This is a genomic window from Arthrobacter sp. Leaf69, assembly GCF_001422645.1.
Classification (GTDB): domain Bacteria; phylum Actinomycetota; class Actinomycetes; order Actinomycetales; family Micrococcaceae; genus Arthrobacter.
In genome coordinates, this window is record NZ_LMLR01000013.1 from 112,663 (window position 1) to 136,399 (window position 23,737).

At 67.9% G+C, this 23,737-nt stretch carries 15 protein-coding genes and 1 pseudogene; 9 read left to right on the forward strand and 7 right to left on the reverse strand.

What is annotated here, in order from left to right:
* Positions 1–142: 142 nt before the first annotated feature.
* The gene (locus ASE96_RS13520; RefSeq protein WP_056431312.1) at positions 143–1,927 is read left to right on the forward strand and encodes a serine/threonine protein kinase; all 1,785 of its coding nucleotides are present in this window, start codon (positions 143–145) and stop codon (positions 1,925–1,927) included.
* Positions 1,928–2,048: 121 nt separating this feature from the next.
* Here ASE96_RS13520 and ASE96_RS13525 read toward each other — a convergent pair whose 3' ends face one another.
* Positions 2,049–2,951, reverse strand: a complete 903-nt coding sequence (locus tag ASE96_RS13525; RefSeq protein ID WP_056431315.1) for a TIGR01777 family oxidoreductase — start codon at positions 2,949–2,951, stop codon at positions 2,049–2,051.
* A 74-nt stretch (positions 2,952–3,025) separates the two neighbouring features.
* On the opposite strand from ASE96_RS13525, the gene ASE96_RS13530 reads away from it, so the two are divergent.
* Positions 3,026–6,697 (forward strand): S41 family peptidase, encoded by a 3,672-nt coding sequence (locus ASE96_RS13530; protein WP_056431318.1) that lies wholly within the window; start codon positions 3,026–3,028, stop codon positions 6,695–6,697.
* Between the two features lie 95 nt (positions 6,698–6,792).
* Here ASE96_RS13530 and ASE96_RS13535 read toward each other — a convergent pair whose 3' ends face one another.
* Positions 6,793–7,221: an OsmC family protein gene (locus tag ASE96_RS13535; protein ID WP_056431323.1), complete on the reverse strand. Its 429-nt coding sequence runs from the start codon at positions 7,219–7,221 to the stop codon at positions 6,793–6,795.
* 213 nt (positions 7,222–7,434) lie between these two features.
* Here ASE96_RS13535 and ASE96_RS19325 point away from each other — a divergent pair.
* Positions 7,435–7,734 (forward strand): annotated as a pseudogene (locus ASE96_RS19325) (VOC family protein); the annotation flags it as partial.
* Between the two features lie 33 nt (positions 7,735–7,767).
* On the opposite strand, the gene ASE96_RS13545 reads toward ASE96_RS19325, so the two are convergent.
* From ASE96_RS13545 to ASE96_RS13560, 4 genes are all read right to left on the reverse strand, one after another.
* The gene (locus ASE96_RS13545; RefSeq protein ID WP_056431332.1) at positions 7,768–8,118 is read right to left on the reverse strand and encodes a hypothetical protein; all 351 of its coding nucleotides are present in this window, start codon (positions 8,116–8,118) and stop codon (positions 7,768–7,770) included.
* A gap of 148 nt (positions 8,119–8,266) precedes the next feature.
* On the reverse strand, positions 8,267–10,054 hold the full coding sequence (gene sucB / locus ASE96_RS13550) for a 2-oxoglutarate dehydrogenase, E2 component, dihydrolipoamide succinyltransferase (RefSeq protein ID WP_056431335.1): 1,788 nt from the start codon (positions 10,052–10,054) through the stop codon (positions 8,267–8,269).
* Between the two features lie 126 nt (positions 10,055–10,180).
* Positions 10,181–11,566, reverse strand: a complete 1,386-nt coding sequence (lpdA, locus tag ASE96_RS13555) for a dihydrolipoyl dehydrogenase (protein WP_056431338.1) — start codon at positions 11,564–11,566, stop codon at positions 10,181–10,183.
* Positions 11,567–11,817: 251 nt separating this feature from the next.
* Positions 11,818–13,344, reverse strand: a complete 1,527-nt coding sequence (locus tag ASE96_RS13560; protein ID WP_056431341.1) for a leucyl aminopeptidase — start codon at positions 13,342–13,344, stop codon at positions 11,818–11,820.
* A 290-nt stretch (positions 13,345–13,634) separates the two neighbouring features.
* On the opposite strand from ASE96_RS13560, the gene ASE96_RS13565 reads away from it, so the two are divergent.
* From ASE96_RS13565 to ASE96_RS13580, 4 genes are all read left to right on the forward strand, one after another.
* Entirely contained in the window at positions 13,635–14,573 is a 939-nt protein-coding gene (locus ASE96_RS13565) for a proteasome assembly chaperone family protein (RefSeq protein ID WP_056431346.1), read from the forward strand.
* A 36-nt stretch (positions 14,574–14,609) separates the two neighbouring features.
* Positions 14,610–15,941: an MFS transporter gene (locus ASE96_RS13570; protein ID WP_056431349.1), complete on the forward strand. Its 1,332-nt coding sequence runs from the start codon at positions 14,610–14,612 to the stop codon at positions 15,939–15,941.
* Positions 15,942–16,128: 187 nt separating this feature from the next.
* Positions 16,129–17,562: a DUF4192 family protein gene (locus tag ASE96_RS13575; protein ID WP_056431353.1), complete on the forward strand. Its 1,434-nt coding sequence runs from the start codon at positions 16,129–16,131 to the stop codon at positions 17,560–17,562.
* Between the two features lie 356 nt (positions 17,563–17,918).
* Complete coding sequence (locus ASE96_RS13580; RefSeq protein WP_056431356.1) at positions 17,919–19,256, forward strand: RNA polymerase sigma factor; 1,338 nt, start codon at positions 17,919–17,921, stop codon at positions 19,254–19,256.
* A 158-nt stretch (positions 19,257–19,414) separates the two neighbouring features.
* Here the strand turns inward: ASE96_RS13580 and ASE96_RS18895 are convergent, their stop codons facing one another.
* The gene (locus ASE96_RS18895) at positions 19,415–19,636 is read right to left on the reverse strand and encodes a DUF7455 domain-containing protein (RefSeq protein WP_082492737.1); all 222 of its coding nucleotides are present in this window, start codon (positions 19,634–19,636) and stop codon (positions 19,415–19,417) included.
* Positions 19,637–19,874: 238 nt separating this feature from the next.
* On the opposite strand from ASE96_RS18895, the gene ASE96_RS13585 reads away from it, so the two are divergent.
* Both ASE96_RS13585 and ASE96_RS13590 read left to right on the forward strand, forming a co-directional pair.
* Positions 19,875–21,983, forward strand: coding sequence for a DNA gyrase/topoisomerase IV subunit B (locus ASE96_RS13585; protein ID WP_056431359.1), 2,109 nt, complete (start codon positions 19,875–19,877; stop codon positions 21,981–21,983).
* A 164-nt stretch (positions 21,984–22,147) separates the two neighbouring features.
* Positions 22,148–23,668, forward strand: a complete 1,521-nt coding sequence (locus ASE96_RS13590) for a M20/M25/M40 family metallo-hydrolase (protein WP_056431360.1) — start codon at positions 22,148–22,150, stop codon at positions 23,666–23,668.
* Positions 23,669–23,737: the final 69 nt, after the last annotated feature.

The following is a 23,737-nucleotide window of genomic DNA, read 5'->3' on the forward strand; positions in this document are numbered from 1 at the left end:
GCTTTGGTGCAACGCCTGGAGCCTTTGGTGCAACGCCTGGAGCCGGAGTGGACCGGTTCGAGGGGTTGAACGCGCCGGGTATGGCGACGGGTGCCTGTGGATAACTCCTGCAGGATTCCGTTGGATCCGCTATTCCTTAGCTATGGAGGATTACGCGTGGACCAGCGGCGCGGCGCCCGAGGTGCCCGGATACGACGTCGGCCGGTGCCTGGGACGCGGCGGCAGCGCCACCGTGTGGCTGGTGACCGAACACTTGAGCGGGACCGAGTACGCGCTGAAGTGTTTCGCCGCCGGGGACGGCCCCGGCCAAGGAGACGCGGAGGAAGCGATCCGGCGCGAGGTGAGGATTCTGTCTGTCCTCGATCATGAGCATCTGGTGCGTGCCCGCTCGGTGCTACGCCTCCGGGGCAGCCGGGTACGTCTGCGGATCGACGACGACGGCGATGGCAGGGACGACGGCGATGACCTCAGTCAGTGGGACGCGGGCCTCGGGCTGATCATGGACTACGCAGCGGGCGGCTCGCTGGGGCAGCTCGTGGCGGGCAGGGGGAAGCTGGGACCGGGGGAGACGGTGACGGTCCTGACTCCGATCGCCCAAGCCCTCGCGTATCTGCACGGTCAGGGCTTCACGCATGGTGACGTCTCACCCGGCAACGTGCTGTTCACCGCCCACGGCAAACCACTCCTGTCCGATCTGGGCGTCGCCCGCATGGTGGCCGACGCCGCTGCGGTGTCCGACGCCGGGACAGAGGGCTTCCGCGACCCGGCGCCGGTTGACGCCGTCCGGGCCGGACTGCAGCCGGAGCGGGATGTGTATTCCCTTGCGGCGCTGGGCTGGTACTGCCTGACCGGACGCGCCCCTGAACCGGGCGTGCAGCGGCCGCCGCTGCCGTTGTTGGTTACAGGTGTTCCGGCGGCGCTCGCCGCAGCGTTGGAATCCGGACTTCAGGAGGACCGCAGGCTGCGGCCCTCCGCCGCCGAGCTGGCGGCCGCCGTCCACCGCAGCGCGGTGGCCGAACCGGTGGATCTTTCGGTCTCGGTCCACCCGACGGTCATCCCGCAGCTGCTGACCCGGCGCTCGCGGCCCTGCACGGCCCGGGAGCGGCGGGTCGAACGGCTCCGGGCCTTGCCGCCCCGTTTCCGCAGGACCCGTGTGGTGGGGCAATTTCCGCCGGGAGGGCAGGGCAGAACCGGGCGTCCCTCCCGCAGAGACAGCGCGCGCCACGCCGCCCGCACCGACACCCGCGAGGACTTCGCTGGCCTGCATTCCGGTGCCCTGGGCGCCGCACGCCGGACATCCGCGAACCGGCGCGGGATTCGAGTCGCAGCCGCAGGCCTTGCTCTTCTGGGCGCCCTCGCTGCGGCGTGGGGGTTCGCCGGTGCGCCGCTGCCTCCGGCATTCCCTGGCTTCGCCGTCACAGGCGTCGATGCGGCGAAGGAGCCCGCGATGACCTTGGCACCCCCTGCCGCGGAGCCGGGACCGACGGCCGGGGATGATGCCGCCCTTCCTCCCGGCGTGCAGGCGCAGCTCGCCTCGCAGGACCCCGAGGAAGCGGTCCGCGGACTGTCCTGGCTTCGATCCCGCGCGCTCAGCACGGGGAACTTCCGGCTGCTGGATCAGGTCAATGTCCCGGCATCGTCGGCGGCCAAGGCGGACGAACAAATCCGCGCCAGCCTTGAGGAATCCGGGCGGGTACTGACCGGATTCACCTCTCGCCTGACCCACGTGGCACGTACGGACGACAGCAGCCGTCCACGGGCCGTCGTAGCCGTAACCGTCAGCACGTCCGCCTACCAGGAGCGCGACGCGGCCGGGGCCATAGTGGCCAAGGCTGCTGCCGCACCGGAACAACGGCTGCGGTTGGTACTGGCTTCGGTCGGGGGCCGCTGGCGGATCCAGGACATCCTTCCGGCCGCCACCGGCTGACAGCCGACGCTCCCGGCCAGCCGACGCTCCCGGCCAGCAGCCGCCGCCGTCGCACTGCGCCGACGCTCCCGGCCAGCCGCCGCCCTTGGCTGACGGAATACGCCCGCCGCCGACCGGCTGCTCAGGTTTTCGGACCGCGTTCCGCGACCCAGGCTGCGGCCTGGCCGAGGGACGGATGCTGCCAAGCGAAGCGGGCCTCGCTCAGCACGGCCGGTTCCATCCGCTGACTGGCGAGCAGCAGTTCGTCGGCCAGTTGGCCCATCACTAGGCGCAGCACCGGCGCGGGGACGCGGAGCACCGCCGGGCGGTGCAGTGCCCCGGCCAGATGCGCGATCAGCGAGTTCACGTCCGCGCTCTCCGGGGCGCAGACGTTCACCGGCCCTGACAGCCGGCTGTTGAGCAGGAACGCGAAGGCGCCGCTTACGTCCGGCAGCGTGATCCACGGCCAGTACTGCCGGCCGTTGCCCAGCGGTCCGCCCACACCCAGGCGCAGCAACGGCATCAGCCGTCCCAATGCGCCCCCTGAACGGCTCAGCACGACGCCAGTGCGGGGCGTGACCACCCGGACGCCGGCGGGTGCCTCGTGCGCTGCCGCCTCCCAGTCGACGCAGATCCGGGCGAGTACGCCGCTGCCGGGAGGGGCATTTTCGCGGAGCACTGCGGGACCTGCGCTGCCGTAGTAGCCGGATGCGGACTGGCTGAGGAAAACCGCCGGCGGAGTGTCCAGCCGGCTCATGGCTGCCGTCAGGGTCCCGGTCGCCGCCAGCCGCGAGCTGCGGAGTTCGTTGATCCGTGCCCGGGTCCAGGGACGGTCGCCGATGCCGGCGCCGGAGAGATTGATGACGGCGTCCGCCCCTTTCAGCGCCGAATCGTCGATGCGGCCCTCGCCCGGATCCCATTGGAACTCGTCGGGCGAAGCGGGCGGCCGCCTGACCAGTGTGCCGACGTCGTGTCCGGCGCTGCGCAGGGAGCTGGATATGGCGGTTCCGATCAGCCCTGAGGCCCCGGCAACAATGATTCGCATGATCCATCTCACCATGCCCGGCACGGCCGGGACACCTCCCGGGCGGGAGGGCCGGTCTTGACTATGATCGTACGATGACCTCTTCGAGTTACCTCCGTTTCCCGCATCTGCACGGCGATCTGGTCACTTTCGTGGCCGAGGACGACGTCTGGATCGCGCCCCTCGGCGGGGGCCGCGCCTGGCGCGTGTCCGCGCTGCAGCTGCCGGCCCGCAACCCCCGCTTCACCCCGGACGGCAAACAGCTGGTGTGGACGGTGGTTCAAGGCACGGCACCGGAGGTTGTCACCGCGGACGTCGACGGCGGTGGCTACCGCCAGCTGAGCTACTTCGGCCACGCCACCACCAAGGTCAAGGGCTTTACCCCCGACGGCGATGTCCTGGTCACGAGCGCCTTCCGCCAGGCTGACAGCCGCCTCACGCACGCCTACAGCCTGCCCCTCGGGGGCGGCTGGGCCACGGAGCTGCCGCTGGGCCCGGTGGAATCCGTCGCGTTCGGACCCGTAATCGGCGACGAGCGGCCCGTTGTCCTGGCCAGCGTGCTTTCCCGCGAACCCGCCTGGTGGAAGCGTTACCGGGGCGGCGCCGCCGGCAAGCTCTGGATCGACGGCGACGGAAACGGCGAGTTCGAACGCCTCGCCGCCGAGCTGGACGGCAACCTGACCGACCCGATGTGGGTCGACGGACGGATCGCCTTCCTCTCCGACCACGAGGGCTACGGGAACCTCTATTCCGTGTTGCCCAACGGCTCTGATCTGCGCCGCCACACGGACCACGAGGACTTCTACGTCCGCCATGCAGCCACCGACGGCAAGCGCATCGTCTTCGAATCGGCCGGCGAGCTGTGGATGCTGCCGGACCTCGGCTCGGACGCCGTCAAACTCGAGGTTTCCCTGGGGTCAGCCTCGCAGGCCCGCCGCGGGACACCGCTGAAGCCGTCACGGCACCTGGGCGATGTGGTCCCGGACCGCACCGGCGGCTCCAGTGCCGTGGAAGCCCACGGCACACTGCACTGGCTGCGGCACAAGGACGGCCCCTCGCGGGTCCTGGAAGCAACACCCGGCGTCCGGGCCCGCCTGCCCCGTCCCTTCGGCGAGGGCAGGATCGCCTACGTCGCAGATCACGACGGCGTCGAGGCACTGTACTTGAAGGAGATCGCCGGCAACCCGATTTTCGGACATGCAGGTTCCGGAAATGCAGGCTCTGGCCAGAAGTCCGCCGACCAGTCCACCGACCAGCCCGGCGACCAGTCCACCGACCAGCCCGGCGCCCAGCAGGCCGCTCCGGCGCAGCAGAACTCCGCCCGGCCGCAGGAGGATTCCGACGCCGGCACGCCCCTGCCGAGCCCCGTCTCGGCAGCAGCCCTCACCCGGCCCGACGCCGTGACCGCTGTCCCGGTGCCCAGCGCCGCCGGACCGGACCACCACCCCGCGGACGATGCCGTCACCGGCGTCACAGCCGACACCTCTGGCACCGCAGCCACGGCCGGCCCGGCAGGCCCGGCAGAGGGCAATGCCGGAGCCCGGCAGGCCCAGTCCCGCCGGTCCACCAGGATCGAATTCCCCAAGCCCACCCGGGCCAGCGCCATGGAGGCCAGCCCGGACGGCAACTGGCTCGCCGTCGGCACCGCGTTCGGCGACATCTACCTCGCCGACACCCGCACCGGCACCCTGTCGCTCGTCAGCAGCATCGGCGAGGGCAGCATCGAGGGCTTCAGCTGGTCCCCGGACTCGGCCTGGCTGGGCTGGTCAGAGCCGGTCACCTCCTTCGGCTCCCGCAGCCGGCTGCGCATGACCAGGGCGGACGACGCCGGCACGGCAGCAGACGGGAAGCGGACCATCGTCGAGGTCACCGACGGACGCTTCCGCGACGAATCGCCGTCGTTTACCCCCGACGGCAAGTTCCTCGCGTTCCTCTCCAACCGCAGCTTCGATCCGGTCTACGACGGACACTCCTTCGACCTGTCCTTCCCGAGCCCGATCAAGCCCTACCTCGTGGCCCTCGCCGCGGACACCCCCTCGCCCTTCGGTCCGAGCATCGACCTGCCGGCCGCCCGGCAGGAAGACGCGCAGGTAGAGACAGCCGAGGCGCCGGCAGGATCGTCCGGTGCGGACCAGGTTCCCGCGGTCCGGGTCGACGCCGACGGCCTGGCGCACCGGGTCATCAGCGTTCCCGTGCCGCAAGGAAACTACTCCGCCCTCACCGCCACCGCCGGGGCCCTGCTCTGGCTCGACAGCGAACTCTCCGGCGTCACCGGCGAGGGCCGCGCCAGCCTCGAGGACAAGAACGCGGCGCCGTGCCTCGTCCGCTTCGACCTGGCCCGGCGCAAGACCACCACCATCGTGGACACCCTGGACAGCTACCGTCTCTCCGGCGACGGCGAGAAGGTGGTCATCCTGCAGGACAAGCAGATCCGCGTCTCACCCGCCACCGCCAAAGCCGACGAGGAGTCCGGGCAGCTGGTCAAAGTGGACCTCGGCCGCATCCGCGTGCAGCTCGACCCGCTCAGCGTTTGGGGCCAGGCCTTCGATGAAGCCTGGCGGCTCCAGCGCGACTTCTTCTGGACGGAAGACATGGCCGGGCAGGACTGGGATTCGGTGCACGCCCGGTACCGCCCGATCGTGGACCGCCTCGGCTCACACGACGACCTCGTGGACCTGCTCTGGGAGCTCCACGGCGAACTGGGCACCTCGCACGCCTATGTCCGTCCCGCCGCCGTCACCGAGAACGGCAGCAACGCCCAGGGCCGCCTCGGCGTCGATCTGGTCTTCACCGGCGAGGGCTGGGAGATCACCCGGATCCTTGCCGGGGAGTCCTCCGACCCGCTCGCCACGTCGCCGCTGACCCGGCCGGGCGCCGACGCGAAACCAGGCGACGTGCTGCTGGCGATCGACGGCGTCGAGCTCACCGAAGCGCGCACCCCCGCCATGCAGCTGGTCGGTGCCGCGGGACGCGCCGTCGAACTCACCCTGCGCAACGGCGCCGGCCACCGGGGGCAGGCTGGTCAACAGCGCCGTATCGCCGTCGTTCCGGTCAAGGACGAGGAGCGTCTGCGGTACCAGGAATGGGTGGCGGCGAACCGGCGGACCGTCCGGCAGGCCTCGAAGGGGACCTTCGGCTACTTGCACATTCCCGACATGATGGCCAACGGCTGGGCGCAGCTGCACCGCGACCTTGACACCGAAACGGCACTCGACGGGCTGATCGTCGACGTCCGCCGCAACCGGGGCGGGCACACCTCCCAACTCGTCGCGGAGCTCATCGGCCGTAAAGTCACCGGCTGGAGCATGCCGCGCGGGGAGCGGCCGCGCACGTACCCGCACCACGCACCGCGCGGTCCCGTCATCATCCTGACCGACGAATTCGCCGGCTCCGACGGCGACATCATCACCCAGGTCTCCAAGCTGCGGGGGATCGGTCCCGTCATCGGCACCAGGACCTGGGGCGGTGTGGTCGGCATCGACAACCGTTTCGCCCTGGCCGACGGGACGGGCGTCACCCAGCCGCGCTACGCCACATGGTTCTCCGGCGGTGTGGGGTGGGGTGTCGAGAACTTCGGCGTCGCTCCTGACATCGAAGTGACCTTCCCGCCGCACGCCTACGCCGCCGGCATGGACCCGCAACTGGAATACGGTATCGGTGCGCTCAAGGAAATGATCCAGGAGCTGCCCACCGACCGGCCGCCGCTGCGCGAGGGCTACCGCGTGGTGCGGCCCGCCCCGCTGCCGGCCCGCCGGCCGGGCAGCTAGCCCGCGGCGTCTGCCGGGGCGCAACCACCAACGGCGAAGGCCCCCGTTCCCTGCTGGCCAGGGAACGGGGGCCTTCGCCGTTGGCGCGTCAAACGCTAGGAGGCCAGGGTGGCGTCCAGAGTGATCTTGATGCCGGTGAGGGCGGCGGAGACAGGGCAGCCCACCTTGGCTTCCTCGGCGATCCGCTGGAATTCATCCTCCGTGATCCCCGGGATCCGCGCGCTGACCGTCAGGTGGCTGTCCGTGATGCCGGTGCCGGGCACGAACGTGACATCGGCCTTGGTGTTGACTTCCTCCGGCGTGTGGCCGGCCTGGGCGACGGCGAGGCTGAAGGCCATGGAGAAGCAGGCCGAATGCGCCGCGGCGATGAGCTCTTCTGGGCTGGTCTTGCCCTCGGAGGCCTCGGCGCGGGCCTTCCAGGTGACATCGAAGTTGCCCAGGCCCGAGCTGTCCAGCGTGGTGTTGCCGGCGCCCGTCATCAGGTCGCCGTTCCATACAGTGTGTGCGGTGCGTGTAGCTGCCATGTCCACTCCTCGTCATTGGTGAATCCGCGATCCGGCGGTGCGCCGGATCATGCCGTGTCCCATCCTAGGGATTCGATGCAGACTACGCACGGGGGTTCCGCTGTCAGTGGATTGTGACCCGCGTTCAGTGCCGCCAGGGCACTGCATCCGTACAGTGTCGGCATGGACATCACTGAACCCGGCGCCGCGCCCGCAGCGCGCATCGCGACGATCATGGTCAACGCCGCGGACGCCGGGCGCCTGGCGGAATTTTGGGCGGCACTGCTGGGCACTCCGGTGTCGTCCCGCCTCGAGCAGTTCGTCTGGCTCCAGCCCGCCGGCCCGGGAGCGCCGCAGCTGGCCTTCCAGCAGGTGGAACGGCCTACGGAGGGCAGGCGCCGCCTGCACCTGGACATCCACGGTCCCGATCCCACGGCCCTGCGCGCTCTCGCGGAGTCGCTCGGTGCTGTCTTTGTGGAGGGCCACGATATCGGCGCTTTCCACTGGGACGTGATGCAGGATCCCGAGGGGAACGAATTCTGCATCGCCGTCGTATATTCCGGGGGACTACTGCCAGAGAGTGGCGATGGCAACGTTCAGCAGTGCCAGGCCGCCGACGCTGTGGGCGAGGCCCTTGCTGACCGGCTCGTCCTTCTTGTACTTGCGGCTGCCGATGAACGCGAGCACGGCCACAACGGCGGCGATCGCGAACTTGATGCCGAGCTTCATGTAGTTGGCGTCCATGTCAAGGGCCGGGATCAGGCCCATCATGACGATGCCGGTGATGAGCTGCAGGGCAGCGCCGTCGAACTGGCGGGGGTGGACGGTGGGCTTCTTCATCTGGACGATCCAGATGCCCACGATCATGGCGGCGCCGATGATGTGCAGGAAAACCATGATGTTATAGACGATGTTCATGGCATCAGTGTAGCCAGAGCCTTCTACGCACTGTAGTAGGACCCGCCGTCCCGGGACGGAACAGCAAAAACGGCGACGGCGGCGCGGGCACTCCGGTGGTTTCCCACCGGAGCCCGCACCGCCGTCGCCGTCGGTGTGCTATTGGACCCTACAGTCCGAGGTCGGCTTCGAAGGCGCCTTCCTCAAGGCGTGCCTTCAGCGTCTGCAGGAAGCGTCCTGCGTCGGCGCCGTCCACCAGCCGGTGGTCGTACGTCAGGGAGAGGTACATCATGGAGCGGATGGCCAGCGAGTCATCGCCGTTCTCATCGGCGACTACAACGGCCCGCTTGACGATCGCGCCGGTACCGAGGATGGCAACCTGCGGCTGGTTGATGATCGGGGTGTCGAACAGGGCGCCCACGGAACCGATGTTGGTGATGCTGAAGGTTCCGCCGGAGAGCTCGTCCGGGCCGATCTTGCCGTCGCGGGTGCGGCCTGCGACGTCGGCGATCTTGCCGGCCAGGCCGGCGAGATTCAGGTTGCCGGCGTCGGCGATGACCGGAACCAGCAGGCCCTTGTCCGTGTCCACCGCAATCGCCAGGTGCTCGGCGTTGTGGTAGGTGATCTCCTGCTTGTCCTCGTCGTAGGAGGCGTTCACCTTCGGGTGCTGCTTCAGGGCCTCGGCAACAGCCTTGGCGATGAAGGGCAGGAAGGTCAGCTTGGAACCGTTCTGGGCCTGGAAGGAGTTCTTGGCCTTGGCGCGCAACTTGGCGACCTTGGTCATGTCCACCTCGTGAACCTGGGTCAGCTGGGTGGAGATGTCCAGCGACTCGCGCATGCGGCGGGCAATGACCTGGCGGATCCGCGGTGCCTTCTGGACAGTACCGCGCAGCGAGGACTGATCGGCGGACGGACGCGCCGCCGGAGTACCGGAAGCTGCCGGTGCAGCAGCGGCGGGAGCCGGGGCTGCCTTGGCTTCAGCTGCTGCCAGCACGTCCTGCTTGCGGATGCGGCCGCCGACTCCGGTGCCGCTGAGGGAGGAGATGTCCACACCCTGCTGGTTGGCGAGCTTGCGAACCAGCGGGGTCACGTAGCCGGACTCCGCCGCAGAAGCTGCCGGGGCTGCTTCCTTGGCCGGTGCTGCGGGAGCGGCGGGCGCTGCTTCCTTGGCCGGGGCGGCGGGGGCTTCCTTGGGAGCTTCCTGCTTCGGTGCTTCAGCCGGAGCGGCTTCCTGCTTGGGAGCCTCTTCCTTCGGAGCTGCCGCTTCTTTAGGGGCTGCTGCTTCTTTCGGAGCTTCCGAGGAAGGTGCCGCGGCGGGAGCGGCGGCGCCGGAACCGATCACGGCGAGGACGGAACCGACCTCGGCCGTTTCGTCCTCGGCGACGCGGATTTCCTGCAGGGTGCCGGCGACCGGGGACGGGATCTCGGTGTCGACCTTGTCGGTGGAGACCTCAAGCAGCGGCTCGTCGACCTCGACGGTGTCGCCAATGCTCTTGAGCCAGCGCGTGACGGTACCTTCGGTGACGCTCTCGCCCAAGGCGGGGAGCGTGACTTCGTGGCCTTCGCCTGCGGGGGCGGCAGCCTCGGCGGCCGGTGCCTCCGCTTCGGCGGGTGCTTCAGCTTCGGCGGGCGCCTCGGCGGCCGGTGCTTCGGCGGGTGCTTCCGCGGCGGCCGGTGCTTCCTCGGCCGGGGCGGCTTCGCCCGAGCCTGCGGAACCGGAGCCGTCGCCGATGCGCACGAGCGGTGCGCCAACTTCGGCGGTCTCGTCTTCGGCCACGAGGATTTCCTCGATCACGCCGGCGATCGGAGAGGGGATCTCAGTGTCGACTTTGTCGGTGGAAACCTCGAGCAGCGGCTCGTCCACCTCTACCCGGTCACCTACTTGCTTGAGCCAGCGGGTGACGGTTCCTTCGGTGACACTCTCACCGAGGGCGGGCAAGTTAACGGATTCAGACATGTCGTCCCCGTTCTCCTTATTGATCTTTGGTGCGGATGATTGCTGCCTTGGTCGAGCTTAGTGCACCCGGCTTTTGGGGCCGGGTGCACTACGCCCTGTGGTCTTGCGGTGGTGCGGGCGGAACTGCTAGCCGTGAAGGGGCTTGCCGGCCAGGGCCAGGTGGGCCTCGCCCAGCGACTCGTTCTGGGTCGGGTGTGCGTGGACCAGCTGGGCCACGTCCTCCGGGTACGCTTCCCAGTTCACGATCAGCTGGGCTTCACCAATCTGCTCGCCCATGCGGGCGCCGATCATGTGGACGCCGACGACGGGGCCGTCCTTCTGGCGGACCAGCTTGACCAGGCCGGACGTGCCCAGGATGGAGCTCTTGCCGTTGCCGGCGAGGTTGTATTCCTGGGTCTGGACCTGGTCGTCGCCGAACTTGGCTTTGGCGGCCTTCTCCGTGTAGCCGACCGTAGCGATCTCGGGCTCGGAGTAGGTGACCTTGGGGATGTTGACGTCCTCGACCACAACCGGCTTCAGGCCGGCGATCTCTTCGGCGACGAAGATGCCCTGCTGGTAGCCGCGGTGGGCCAGCTGGACGCCCGGGACGATGTCGCCCACGGCGTAGACGTTGCCGACGCCGGTGTGCAGGCGCTCGTTCGTGATGACGAAGCCGCGGTCAATGGTCAGGCCGGCCTCCTCGTACCCGAGGTTGGCCGTGACCGGGCCACGGCCGACGGCGACGAGCATCAGGTCGGCTTCGAAGGTCTTGCCGTCCACGAGGGTGACCTTGACGCCGTCGTTGTTCTGCTCGACGCCCTGGAAGAAGGTGCCGGTGGAGAACTTGATGCCGCGCTTCTTGAAGGCACGTTCAAAGGCCTTGACGATCGTGGCGTCCTCGTTCGGGACCAGCGACGGCAGGCCCTCGATGACGGTGACGTCGACGCCGAAGGACTTCCAGACGGAGGCGAACTCGACGCCGATCACGCCGCCGCCCAGAATGATCGCGCTCTTGGGGATGAAATCCATGGTGAGGGCTTCATCGGAGGTGATGACCTTGCCGCCGATTTCGAGGCCCGGCAGGGTGCGGGAGTAGGAACCGGTCGCGAGGACGATGTTCTTGCCCTTGTACGCGGTGCCGTTCACGACGATGGTGTCGGTGCCCTGGAGCTTGCCTTCACCCTCGATGACGGTGATGCCCTTTTTGCCCTTGATGAGGCCCTGCAGGCCCTTGAACTTGCCGGCGATGATGCCGTCTTTGTAGGCGTTGACAGCGGTGATGTCGATGCTGTCGAGGGTGACGTTGACGCCGTACTTCGCCGAGTCACGGGCGTGGTCGGCCAGTTCTGCGGAGTGCAGGAGGGCCTTGGTGGGGATACAGCCGTTGTGCAGGCACGTACCGCCGAGTTTGCCCTTTTCGATCAGGCCGACGGTGAGGCCGAGCTGAACGGCACGCAGGGCGGTGGCGTAGCCGCCGCTGCCGCCGCCGAGTACCAGGATGTCGAATTCTTGCGCAGTTGCCTGATCGGCCACTAAAACGCTCCCTCGCGTGAACGATGACACGAGAGTACGCATCATCTGGTCTTGGAACTTCCCTGCCGTGATTATGCCAGCAGGCGAGCTCCCTTTCATTTGTGACTACCGGTGTTCACCTTAGCGAACCACTAATACATGCTCCACCTTGCCGTGGCGTTTGTGGAGCGCTTGTGTCCAGTGTCACGCGCCTTTGTGGCCGGGGGATCAGCCCCGGCCCCAAAGCCGCGTGGAGCGCCGGAAGATTCCCTTTAGGCGGTTTTGGCCAGGATGTCCTCGACATAGGCCACCAGCGTGCGCACGGTGCAGCCGGTGCCCTGCTTGTGGTTGTAGCCGTAGGGGCTGCCGTTGTTGAAGGACGGGCCCGCGATGTCGATGTGCGCCCAGGGGATCTGCTCGCCGTCCTTGCCCTTGCCAACGAATTCGCGCAGGAAGACGGCCGCCGTCATCATGCCGCCGTGGCGTTCGCCGATGTTGGCGATATCCGCGACCTGTGAGTCGAGGCTGGGGCGCAGCTCTTCGGGGAGCGGCATCGGCCAGACCAGCTCGCCGGCGCGGTCCGCGGCGGCCTTGAGCGGGCCGGTGACGGAATCGGAGCCCATCACACCGGCGGTGCGGTCGCCGAGGGCGATTAGCTGCGCGCCGGTGAGGGTGGCGACATCGATGATGGCGTCCGGGTACTCCTGGCTCGCGGCCACGATGCCGTCGGCCATGACCAGCCGGCCTTCGGCGTCGGTGTTCAGGACCTCGACGGTCTTGCCGCCGAAGATGGTCATCACGTCGGCGGGACGCTGGGCGGCGCCGGACGGCATGTTCTCCGCGATGCACAGCCAGGCGGTGGCCTTGACGGGCAGGCCCAGGCCGGCGAGGGCCAGCACGGTGTTGAGGACGACGGCGGCGCCCGCCATGTCCGACTTCATGTCGCCCATGCCCAGGTGCGGCTTGAGCGAGATGCCGCCGGTGTCGAAGGTGATGCCCTTGCCCACGAGGGCGATCTTGGCGGTGGCCCTGGTGGGGGAGTATTCGACCTTGACCAGGCGCGGCTGCCGGGTGGAGCCCTTGCCGACGCCGAGGATGCCGCCGAAGCCTTCCTTCTCCAGGCGCTTCTCGTCCCAGACGGTTACCTTCACGGGCAGGCCCTTGGACAGTTCCTTGGCCGCCTCCGCGAAGGACTCGGGGTAGAGGTGGCTCGGCGGCTGGTTAACCAGCGAGCGGGTGGCGTTCACGGCCTTGCCGATGAGCGCGGCGCGGTCCAGGACCGTCTTGAGGCCCTTGTCCACGGCGAAGTCCGTGACGATCACGACGTTCTTCACCGGGTCCTTGAGCCCGTCCTTGGAGGAGCGGTACTCGGTGAACGAGTACGCGCCCATTGCAGCGCCCTCAGCGACGGCGGCGACGTCGCCGAGTGACGACGTCGGGAGGGCCAGGGCGACGGTTCCGACGCCGGCCAGTTGGCGGACGGCCGAGCCGGCGGCGCGGCGGAGGGCCTCTTCGGTGAGCGGCTGCGTGGCGGTTACCTTGCCGACGCCGGCGAGCACCAGCACCTTCGCCCCGGCTTCGACCAGGCCCGGGAGGCGGTGGGCCTGGTCGGCTGCGCCGGTGACGCCAAGAACACTGAGTGATTCCGCGAGGGCCTCGGCGGCCTTGGCCGTCAGGGGGTTGCTGAGCAGGACGGGCCCGTCCGTGCCCTGCCCCACGCCGATGACGAGGGCGTCGCTGGGGGACTTCTTCAGATCCCCAGCGATTGCACTAAGTTTCACTTCGGTGTTCTTGACCACGAGGACAGTCCTCAATTCTCTGAGTTTTTGCGGCAGGAACTGCATGTTCGGCGCCCTGCCATGGAAGCCAGGCCACTGTCGGATTGAGACGTAACCCATGTGTCTTCAAGCCGTCATAAGGCCAGCTCCGATCGTAGTCTCTCCCCGGCGCGGGTGTTCAATTGAATGAGAGCTGGAGCACACCTCGATCAGGAATGCGCCCGCTCCGCAGCGTGTTGTAGTCGGTAACAGCGCCGCCGCCCGCAGGGCCTTCCGGCCGCTCCCACTGACTACGACGAAAGGAACATGCCGTGATTGAACGGATTTCCGGCTCCTTGCTGGACCCCGAATCGCTTTACCTGCGTGATGACGCGCTGTTCCACAGCCCCGAACTGCGCGGACTGAACCTCGTCATGGGATTTACCGGGTTTGCCGATGCGGGCCACGTCGTCAAGCAGATCACCGCCGAACTGCTGGACACCCTGGATGCCGAGATGGTGGCCGAGTTCGACGCCGACCAGCTGATGGACTACCGGACCCGGCGACCCCAGATCAGCTTCGTCGAGGACCACCTGCAGGACTACCAGGCGCCGGAACTGGCACTGTACCGGCTGGTTGACGGGCTTGGCAGCCCGTTCCTGCTCCTGGCCGGATTCGAACCGGACCTGCAATGGGAGCGGTTCGCGCGCGCCGTCGTCGGGATCGTCGAGGAACTGGACGTCAACCTCGTCACCTGGATCCATTCGATCCCCATGCCCGTGCCGCACACCCGTCCGGTGGGCGTGACGGTGCACGGCAACAGGCCGGACCTCATCGAAGGCATTTCCGTCTGGCGGCCCACCGTTGAGGTTCCCGCCGCCGTCGGGCACATCCTTGAGCTGCGGCTGACGGATGCCGGGCGCAACGTCGCCGGCTATGTCATGCATGTTCCGCATTACCTGGCCGAGGCCGAATACCCCACTGCCGCCGTCGCCGGCCTGGAATACCTCGGGGCGGCAACCTCGCTGATGCTCCCCACTGACCGGCTCCGCGAAGCCGGCCGGGACGTCGGACGCCAGATCGCCGAGCAGATTGACGCGTCGGAGGACGTGCAGCAGGTGGTCTCGCGGCTCGAAACCCGGTACGACGAGAATGCGGAAGGAACAGTCCGGCGTTCCCTGCTCGCCGACGAGAACGACCAGCTGCCCAACGCCGATGCCCTCGGCGCCGCCGTTGAGGCGTACCTCGCCCGTAAAGAACCCGGCGAATAAATACTATTTTTTGGACCCGCTGGGCATAATAGGGGAGTGACTGCACCCCGCGCCTGGCTGATCTGGATCATCGGGGTCTTCGCGTATCTCGTGGCTGTCAGCCAGCGGACGTCGTTTGGCGTCGTGGGCCTGGAAGCCACGGAACGTTTCCAGGCCAGTGCGGCCGAAATCTCCTTCTTCACTGTGCTGCAGCTGCTCGTCTACGCTGTCCTGCAGATTCCCGTCGGCATCCTTGTGGACCGCTTCGGTTCGCGGGCCATGATCGCCGGCGGCGCCCTGCTGATGGGGCTGGGACAGCTTCAGCTGGCGTTCGCCGAAAACATCCCCGGCGGTGTGCTGGGCCGCGTGCTGGTGGGAGCCGGGGACGCAATGACCTTCATCTCCGTCATCCGGCTGCTCCCGATCTGGTTCGCCGCCGCCCGGGTTCCGCTGCTCACCCAGCTGACCGGTATGTCCGGCCAGCTGGGCCAGCTCTTCAGTGTGGTCCCGTTCGCCATGATCCTGCACCTCGCCGGCTGGACCCCCGCCTTCCTGACGCTGGCGGGCATGTCGGCCCTGGCCCTGGTGCTCGTGCTGGCCCTGCTCCAGGACCACCCGCCGGGGCACCCCGTGCCGGAACCGTCCAGCGGGCTGCGCGCCACCGGGGTCTCGCTGTCCCACGCCTGGCGCCAGCCGGGAACACGGCTGGGACTCTGGAGCCACTTCACCGTCCAGTTCAGCGGCACCGTTTTCGCGATGACCTGGGGCTACCCGTTCCTGATCTCGGCGCAGGGCCTGGACACCCCCACGGTGTCGGGGCTGATGACGCTGTACGTGGCCGCCGCCATCGCCGCCGGGCCGCTGATGGGCAGCTTCGTTGCGCGGCACCCGCTGCGCCGGTCCACCATGGTGCTCCTGATCTCCGGGGCCACTGCCGTGGCGTGGGCGGCAGTCCTGCTCATCCCGGGACGTTCCCCGCTGTGGCTGCTGGCCGGGCTGGTGGTGGTGCTCGCCATCGGCGGCCCCGGTTCCATGATCGGCTTCGATTTCGCCCGCACCTTCAACCCGGCGCACCGCATCGGGACCGCCACCGGGATCGTCAACGTGGGAGGCTTCATCGCCGCCCTGATGGCCATCTACCTGATCGGACTGGTCCTCGATGTCTTGTATGCCACCGGATTCTCCCGGGGCGAGCTGTACGGGCTCGAGCCGTTCCGGATCGCCCTCAGCGTGCAGTTCCTCCTGCTGGGAGGAGGGGCCGGAGCCATCCTTGTCATCCGGCGGAAAGTGAGGCGGCAGATGGCTGCCCAGGGCGTGGTGGTGCCTCCGCTGCTGGCGGCCCTCGCCGAACAGCGCCGGCTCAGTGCGGAGCGGCGCCGGACGCCCTGACCGCGGGACGCCCTTACGGCGGACGCCCTGACCGCGGGACAGGGCCTTGCCTCGTGACGCGGCGGTGCCTCGGAGCGTTGTCCCGAGGGGGCCACCCTGGTTTGTCCACCCCGGCTATTGATCCTGGTTATCCACATAGGACACGCGGCCACTAACGGGGGTCCGCCGGCCCGGCCAAGCTGGCTTTATGACAGCTCAAGATCACCTGAGAATCACGGGCCCGGAGGACATCCTCGGGTTTATACCGCACTCCCTTGGCTACTGGCCGTCCAGCAGCCTCGTGGCCATGACCATGCAGGGGAAGCGGCTCGGAGCCACCCTGCGGGTGGACCTTCCCGGCGCTGATACGCCCGGGACGTATGGTCCTGCCGGACCGGCAGGTTTCGCGCGTACCGTGGCGTCCTATTTGGAGGCCGACAACGAAGCGGACGGCTCACTGCTGGCCTTCTTCACCGAAACCGACGCGGCGGGCGCGCCGTGGACGAACCTCCTGACGGAGCTCGAACAGGCACTGGACGACGCCGGCCTGCCGGTCCGGGACGCCTGGGTCGTTGGCGCCGACTACTGGCGCAATGCCTACTGCCTCGACCCGTCGTGCTGCGCGCCTCCGGGCCGGCCCGTGGAAGAAATCCGGAACAGCCGCCTCAACGCCGAGATGGTCTTCCGGGGCAGTACCGTCGGCGCGGCCCCGGGTGCCGATCCCCCTATGTCACCGGCGGCGGATCCCGCCGTGTTGAACGCCCAACGGGACTGGGCGGAGCTGTTCTCGGCCCGAGCCCGGGACAGCGTGCAGTTCGGCCAGGTCCTGGACGTGTGGTCGCGGGTGCTGAACGCCGCCGCGCCGCTGCCGAAACTACCGGCAGCGCTCACCGGCTACCTGAGGGCCTCCCTCTGCGTTCTGCCCTGGCGCGACGCCATCTTGGTGATGGCTGCCGCCGGGCCGGAGGCCGCCAAGCGCGGCGCCGAGGAGTTCGGTGTTTTCGACGATGGTGCACCGGGCACGGGGGCATCGAATACTTTCGCCTCGGGCCCCGGGGTATCGAATGCGGGTGCCTCGGGCGCGCGTGCACCGGATGCGGGCGCACGGGACTCCCGTTCCTCCGACGCGGGTGCGGGGGACTCCAACACACCGGGCGCCGGGACGCCCGACGCCGGGCGGGGCGGCTCGCTGCCAGGATCCGGCCCGGCGGCGCGGGCGCCTGCTCCGTTGCCGCCGCTGGACGGATTCCCGCCACGGGAGCCACGCCGCCGGGGTGCCGGGCGCGGAAGCGCCTTTGTGAAGCAACCGCCGCCGGAGGTGGCAGGCTACGGGGAAGTGCTGCTGGGTCTGGCACCACCGGTGCCCGACTGGACCAGGATGGCAAGCCTGGAGCGGATTCTCGAGCAACTGGGTACGGCCGGCGGCGAGGCAGGAGCCGCCGCACTGACCGGTCGGGGCTGGATTGAATGGTGCCGGGGCAAGGGGTCCTACGCCCATGCGTTGTTCAGCCGCGCGGACCAGGAACACCCGGGCTACCGCCTGGCTGCACTGCTGGACGAGCTGGCAGGCCGCGGGACGCTCTGCGGCTGGGCGGGCAGGAGGGAGACGGCCTGGCAAAGGTTCAAACCGGACGTGGCCTGACGGAAGCCATCGTGCAGTGAGGTACGCCCGGCGTGGTACCCCGGCAGCCGAGGGCGGGCCGCGCCGTCCCGGACCCTGAGGGGTCGCGGCGCACGTGGCAGGATATTGCGCCCCCGCGCCGACGATCGGTGTCGATTCAGAAAATCGTGAGACAATGGTTGCCGAGACCCGGTTGGGTCCGTGTATTAAGTGCTCGTACTAGACCTTGGAAACAGGGAACATTACGGTCGCCCCAGGAGTTCTACTTAGTGGCTCTGCTGGTCGTGATTGCACCTGATGTGAAACACGGACTTGACAGGGTCATAGTGGTGTTGCCCGTATGGTGATTCCACAGACCGCCGCTAGAAAGGTTTTCTGTGACCCCGTCTTCCGCGAAGAAGGAACCCGCCGACCAGGCCGTATTGTCCCCCGAGGAGAAGAAGGCGGCGACGAGCGCCAAGCGCGCTGCCACGCGCGCAGCCAACAAGGCTGTCAAAGACGCTGCCTTGGCCGACGGTGACGGCACCGCGTCGGCAGTCGCCAAGCCTGAACCCAAGAAGCGCGGGCCCAAGCCCGGCGCTAAGGCCGCTGCACAGGCAGCCGGCAAAGCCGCCAACGGTGACGACGACGCCGATGACGACGTCGAGGTTGACCTCGACGACGTTGTGGTCGACGCCGTTGAGATCGGTGAAGACGGCGAGGAGGTCCCGGCCAAGGCCGCCGCCGGCGCCACCGGCACCGGCTTCGTCTACTCAGACGCCGACGACGACGACGCCCCCGTGCAGCAGGTCATGTCCGCCGGCGCCACCGCGGACCCCGTCAAGGACTACCTGAAGCAGATCGGCAAGGTAGCCCTGCTGAACGCCGAGCAGGAAGTCGACCTCGCCCTGCGTATCGAGGCCGGACTCTTTGCCGAGGAAAAGATCGCGGCCGACGACGGGTCCATGGATCCGAAGCTCAAGCGCGAGCTCGAATTCGTCATCCATGACGGCAAGCGTGCCAAGAACCACCTGCTGGAGGCTAACCTCCGCCTCGTCGTCTCGCTGGCCAAGCGTTACACCGGCCGCGGCATGCTCTTCCTGGACCTGATCCAGGAAGGCAACCTGGGCCTGATCCGCGCGGTGGAGAAGTTCGACTACACCAAGGGCTTCAAGTTCTCCACGTACGCCACCTGGTGGATCCGCCAGGCAATCACCCGCGCCATGGCCGACCAAGCCCGCACCATCCGCATCCCGGTGCACATGGTGGAAGTCATCAACAAGCTGGCCCGCGTGCAGCGCCAGATGCTGCAGGACCTCGGCCGCGAGCCCACGCCGGAAGAGCTGGCCCTCGAACTGGACATGACCCCCGAAAAGGTCGTCGAAGTACAGAAGTACGGCCGCGAGCCGATCTCCCTGCACACCCCGCTGGGCGAGGACGGCGACTCGGAATTCGGTGACCTCATCGAGGACTCCGAGGCCGTGGTCCCGGCCGACGCCGTGAGCTTCACCCTGCTGCAGGAACAGCTGCACTCGGTGCTGGACACCCTCTCCGAACGGGAAGCCGGTGTGGTCGCGATGCGATTCGGCCTCACCGACGGACAGCCGAAGACTTTAGACGAAATCGGCAAGGTCTACGGCGTCACGCGTGAGCGCATCCGCCAGATCGAATCCAAGACCATGTCCAAGCTGCGGCACCCGTCGCGGTCCCAGGTCCTCCGGGACTACCTGGACTAGGCACGCACCAAACGACGCGGGGCCACCTCCCGCCCGTCTTCCCCGGAGGAATGGGCCGGAGGCGACCCCGCGTTGCTTGTTTAATAGTTCAGTTAACACGGAAAGAGCCCCTCCGGAATCGGAAGGGCTCTTTCTCATGTGGTCTTAGCGACCGGACTCTAGTCGACCGGGACCGGCGGCTTCTCGTGAAGACGAGCCGTCTCGTCGTGCCAGTCGGAGCTCAGCGGCCGGAGCGTCGGTTCTACGGCGCGGGCGTGGTGGCCGCAGAAAAGAAGCTCACCTCCGGAGGCGCCGAGAACAACCCGGACATACGCCTGTGCTCCGCAACGATCGCACCGGTCGACGGTGGTGAGTGTGCGGTCCGCAACTGCTGTTGTCATGTTCGGCCTCCTTGGTAGATCGGTATACCTATATAACCAGCATTCGCAGCGAAACCATGGCTGGGATGGCCCACTTTCGCTGTACGCGTATCACGTCTCGGTAACGGGTTCCGGCGCGTAGAGCCGCCGGGGAGTGGCAGCACGCCGCACGCCGGCAGTCCGACTACCCTAGGAAGAGCGCCAAACAGCATTGCCCGTCCAGTAGCGACGGCCCCGTTCCTGAAGGAGTTTCCGCCCCGTGGCACCAAGTTCTGATTACACCGCCCGGCATCTCTCCGTGCTGGAAGGCCTCGAAGCCGTCCGTAAGCGCCCGGGCATGTACATCGGTTCCACCGACTCCCGCGGACTCATGCACTGCCTCTGGGAAATCATCGACAACTCCGTGGACGAGGCCCTCGCCGGTTTCGGCCATGACATCAAAATCATCCTGCACGCGGACAACTCGGTGGAGATCCACGACGACGGCCGCGGCGTCCCGGTGGACATCGAACCGAAAACCGGGCTGAGCGGCGTCGAGGTCGTCTTCACCAAACTCCACGCCGGCGGCAAATTCGGCGGGGGCTCCTATACCGCCTCGGGCGGCCTGCACGGCGTCGGCGCCTCCGTCGTGAACGCGCTGTCAGCCCGTCTCGACGTCGAAGTCGACCGCGGCGGCAAGACCTACCGGATGTGCTTCCGCCGCGGCGAGCCCGGCCGCTTCAAGGACACCGGCACCCGGCCGGACCCGGCGTCGGTCTTCTCGCCCTTCATCGACGGCTCCGTCCTGGATGTCGTGGGCAAGGCCAAGCGCGGCGTCACCGGCACCCGGATCCGCTACTGGGCCGACCGGCAGATCTTCACCCCGGACGCCAAGTTCTCCTACGACGAGCTCGCCGCCCGCGCCCGGCAGACCTCATTCCTGGTCCCGGGCCTGAAACTCACCGTCCGGGACGAGCGCAAGCTCCCCGGCACCCCGGGCGAGTCCGGCCCGCACGAGGAAGTGTTCCACCACGACGGCGGCATCTCCGAGTTTGTCGAGTTTCTCGCCGCCGACCCCGCCGTCACGGACATCTGGCGGCTTCACGGCGCCGGCAAGTTCAAGGAAACCGTGCCGGTCCTGGACGACAAGGGCCACAGCCACCTGACCGAAGTCGAGCGGGACTGCGAGGTGGACGTCGCCCTCCGCTGGGGCATCGGCTACGACAGCACCGTGCGCACCTTCGTCAACATCATCTCCACACCCAAGGGCGGAACCCACCAGTCCGGCTTTGAACAGGCGCTCCTGAAGACCTTCCGCAAAGCGGTCGAAACCAACGCCCGCAAGCTCAAGGCCGGCAACGACAAGATCGAAAAGGACGACATCTTCGCCGGGCTCACCGCAGTCCTGACGGTCAGGCTCGCCGAGCCGCAGTTCGAGGGCCAGACCAAGGAAATCCTGGGCACCTCCGCCGTGCGGGCCATCGTGGCCAAGGTGGTGGAACAGGAGATCAACGCCAAGCTGACCTCATCCAACCGCAACGACAAAGCCCAGTCGGCGCTGCTGCTGGAAAAGGTCGTCAGCGAGATGAAGTCGCGCATCTCCGCCCGGGTCCACAAGGAAACCCAGCGCCGCAAGAACGCCCTCGAGACCTCCTCGATGCCCACCAAGCTCGCGGACTGCCGCACGGACGACGTCGCGCGCTCCGAGCTGTTCATCGTCGAAGGTGACTCCGCGCTCGGCACGGCCAAGCTGGCGCGGTCCTCCGACTTCCAGGCACTGCTGCCCATCCGCGGCAAGATCCTCAACGTCCAGAAGGCGTCGGTAGGCGACATGCTCTCCAACGCCGAATGCGCTGCCCTCATCCAGGTGGTCGGGGCAGGGTCCGGCCGGAGCTTCGACATCAGCGCGGCCCGGTACGGAAAGGTCATCCTGATGACCGACGCCGACGTCGACGGCGCCCACATCCGCACGCTCCTGCTGACGCTGTTTTTCCGCTACATGCGGCCCATGATCGAGGAGGGACGCGTTTTCGCCGCGGTCCCGCCGCTGCACCGGGTGGAGGTCATCAACGCCGGCCAGAAGGCCAACGAGATGATCTACACCTATTCGGAAGCGGAACTCCATGTGCTGCTGGCGCGGCTCGCCAAGGAGGGCAAGCGGTACAAGGAACCGATCCAGCGCTACAAGGGCCTGGGCGAGATGGACGCGGAGCAGCTGGCCGAGACCACCATGGACCCGCGGCACCGCACCCTGCGCAAGGTCGGCATCGACAACGCCAAGCAGGCCGAGGAGACTTTTGACCTGCTGATGGGCTCGGATGTCGCGCCCCGCAAGGACTTCATCATCGCCGGGGCGGCGAGTCTGGACCGGGAACGCATCGACGCCTGACACCGTGCCGGGGCCGACAAATGGGCGCATTTTCCGGACCTGTTCGGATCGGCGCCAGTGCCGAAATACCCTCTAACCGGGTATGCCTCCATCCGATAGTGTCGTCTCACGGCTCCGGGCAACGACGCCCGGGGCCGGATTCCGCAGCAATCCAGGAGACCCCTATGAGGCAAACTCGGAATATCCAGCGCGCGGCCATCGCCGCCACGATCGGACTGGCGGTCAGCTTCGCGCCGCCGGCCATTGCAGCAACCGGAACCAGCTCGGGCGCCCTGCGCTCCGCGGTTTCCGCAGAAAATATCATGAACCACCTCGAAGCCCTGCAGGAGATCGCGGATGCCAATGGCGGCAACCGCGCGGCCGACAGTCCGGGCTACGCGGCCTCGCTCGACTACATTTACGACACCCTCCACGCCGCGGGCTACAAACCTGTCCGCCAACCCTTCAGCTACGACCGCTACGACTTTACGTCGGCGTCACTGGAGCGCGTCTCACCGAACCCGGAGACGTACACCCATGGAACCGACTTCCTGGACATGTCCTACTCGGGCGCGGGCGACGTCACGGCCGACCTGACCGCCGTCGACCTCAACCTGGCCGGCGATCGAGCCTCCACCAGCGGCTGCGAAGCGGGCGACTTCGCCAATTTCCCGGCGGGAAACATCGCCCTCATCCAGCGCGGCACCTGCACCTTCCGGATCAAGGCGGACAACGCCGCCGCGGCCGGGGCCTCCGGCGTCATCATCTTCAACCAGGGCAACGTCGTCCCGGGGGATGACAGACTCAGTCTGTTCGGCGGCACACTGGACCTGCCGCAGGCAGCAATCCCCGTCGTGAGCACCAGCTACGCCACGGGAGTCGAACTCGCCGGGCTCAGCGGCGTTGAGATGCGCCTCGCGGTCGATGCCGGGGTGAGCCGGATCGACTCCTTCAACATCCTGGCTGACACCGGCGGGCGTGCCGACCGCACCGTCGTGGTGGGCGCGCACCTGGACTCCGTGTCCGAAGGCCCCGGCATCAACGACAACGGCTCAGGATCGGCCGCGATCCTGGAGACCGCCATTCAGCTGGCCGAATTGGATGCCAAGCCGACCAACCGGATCCGCTTCGCGTTCTGGGGCGGGGAAGAGGACGGGCTGATCGGTTCGGAGTATTACGTCTCCCAGCTGACGGCCCGCCAGCTCAAGGACCATGCCGTCAACCTTAACTTCGACATGGTCGGCTCGCCCAACTTCGTCCGCTACGTCTACGACGGCGACGGCTCGGCGTTCGGCGAGAAGGGTCCCAACGGCTCGGCTTTGGTGGAGAAGGTCTTCCTGGACTACTTCAAGTCCCAGAATCTGCCGGTTGCCCCCACGGCCTTCGACGGACGGTCCGACTACTTCGGGTTCATCAACAACGGCATCCCTGCCGGCGGTTTGTTCACCGGTGCGGAGGACCTGAAGACCGCAGCGGAGGCGGCCATTTTTGGCGGCGAAGCGGGTGCCCCGCTGGACCCGTGCTACCACGCGGCCTGCGACGACATCGAGAACATCGACCTCGGAGTGCTTGAGGAAATGGCGGACGCGGTCGCCCACTCCACCCTCACCTTTGGCATGACCACCTCGGCGGTCAACGGCACCGCAAAGGGCAGCGGAACCGGCAACGTGGACCTCGAATACAAGGCCAACAAGCTGCTTAAGTAGCCGTCGCGCCGCAACAGTGCAATGGGTGCCGGGCCGCTCCGCCCTCGGGCGGGGCGGCCCGGCTTCTGC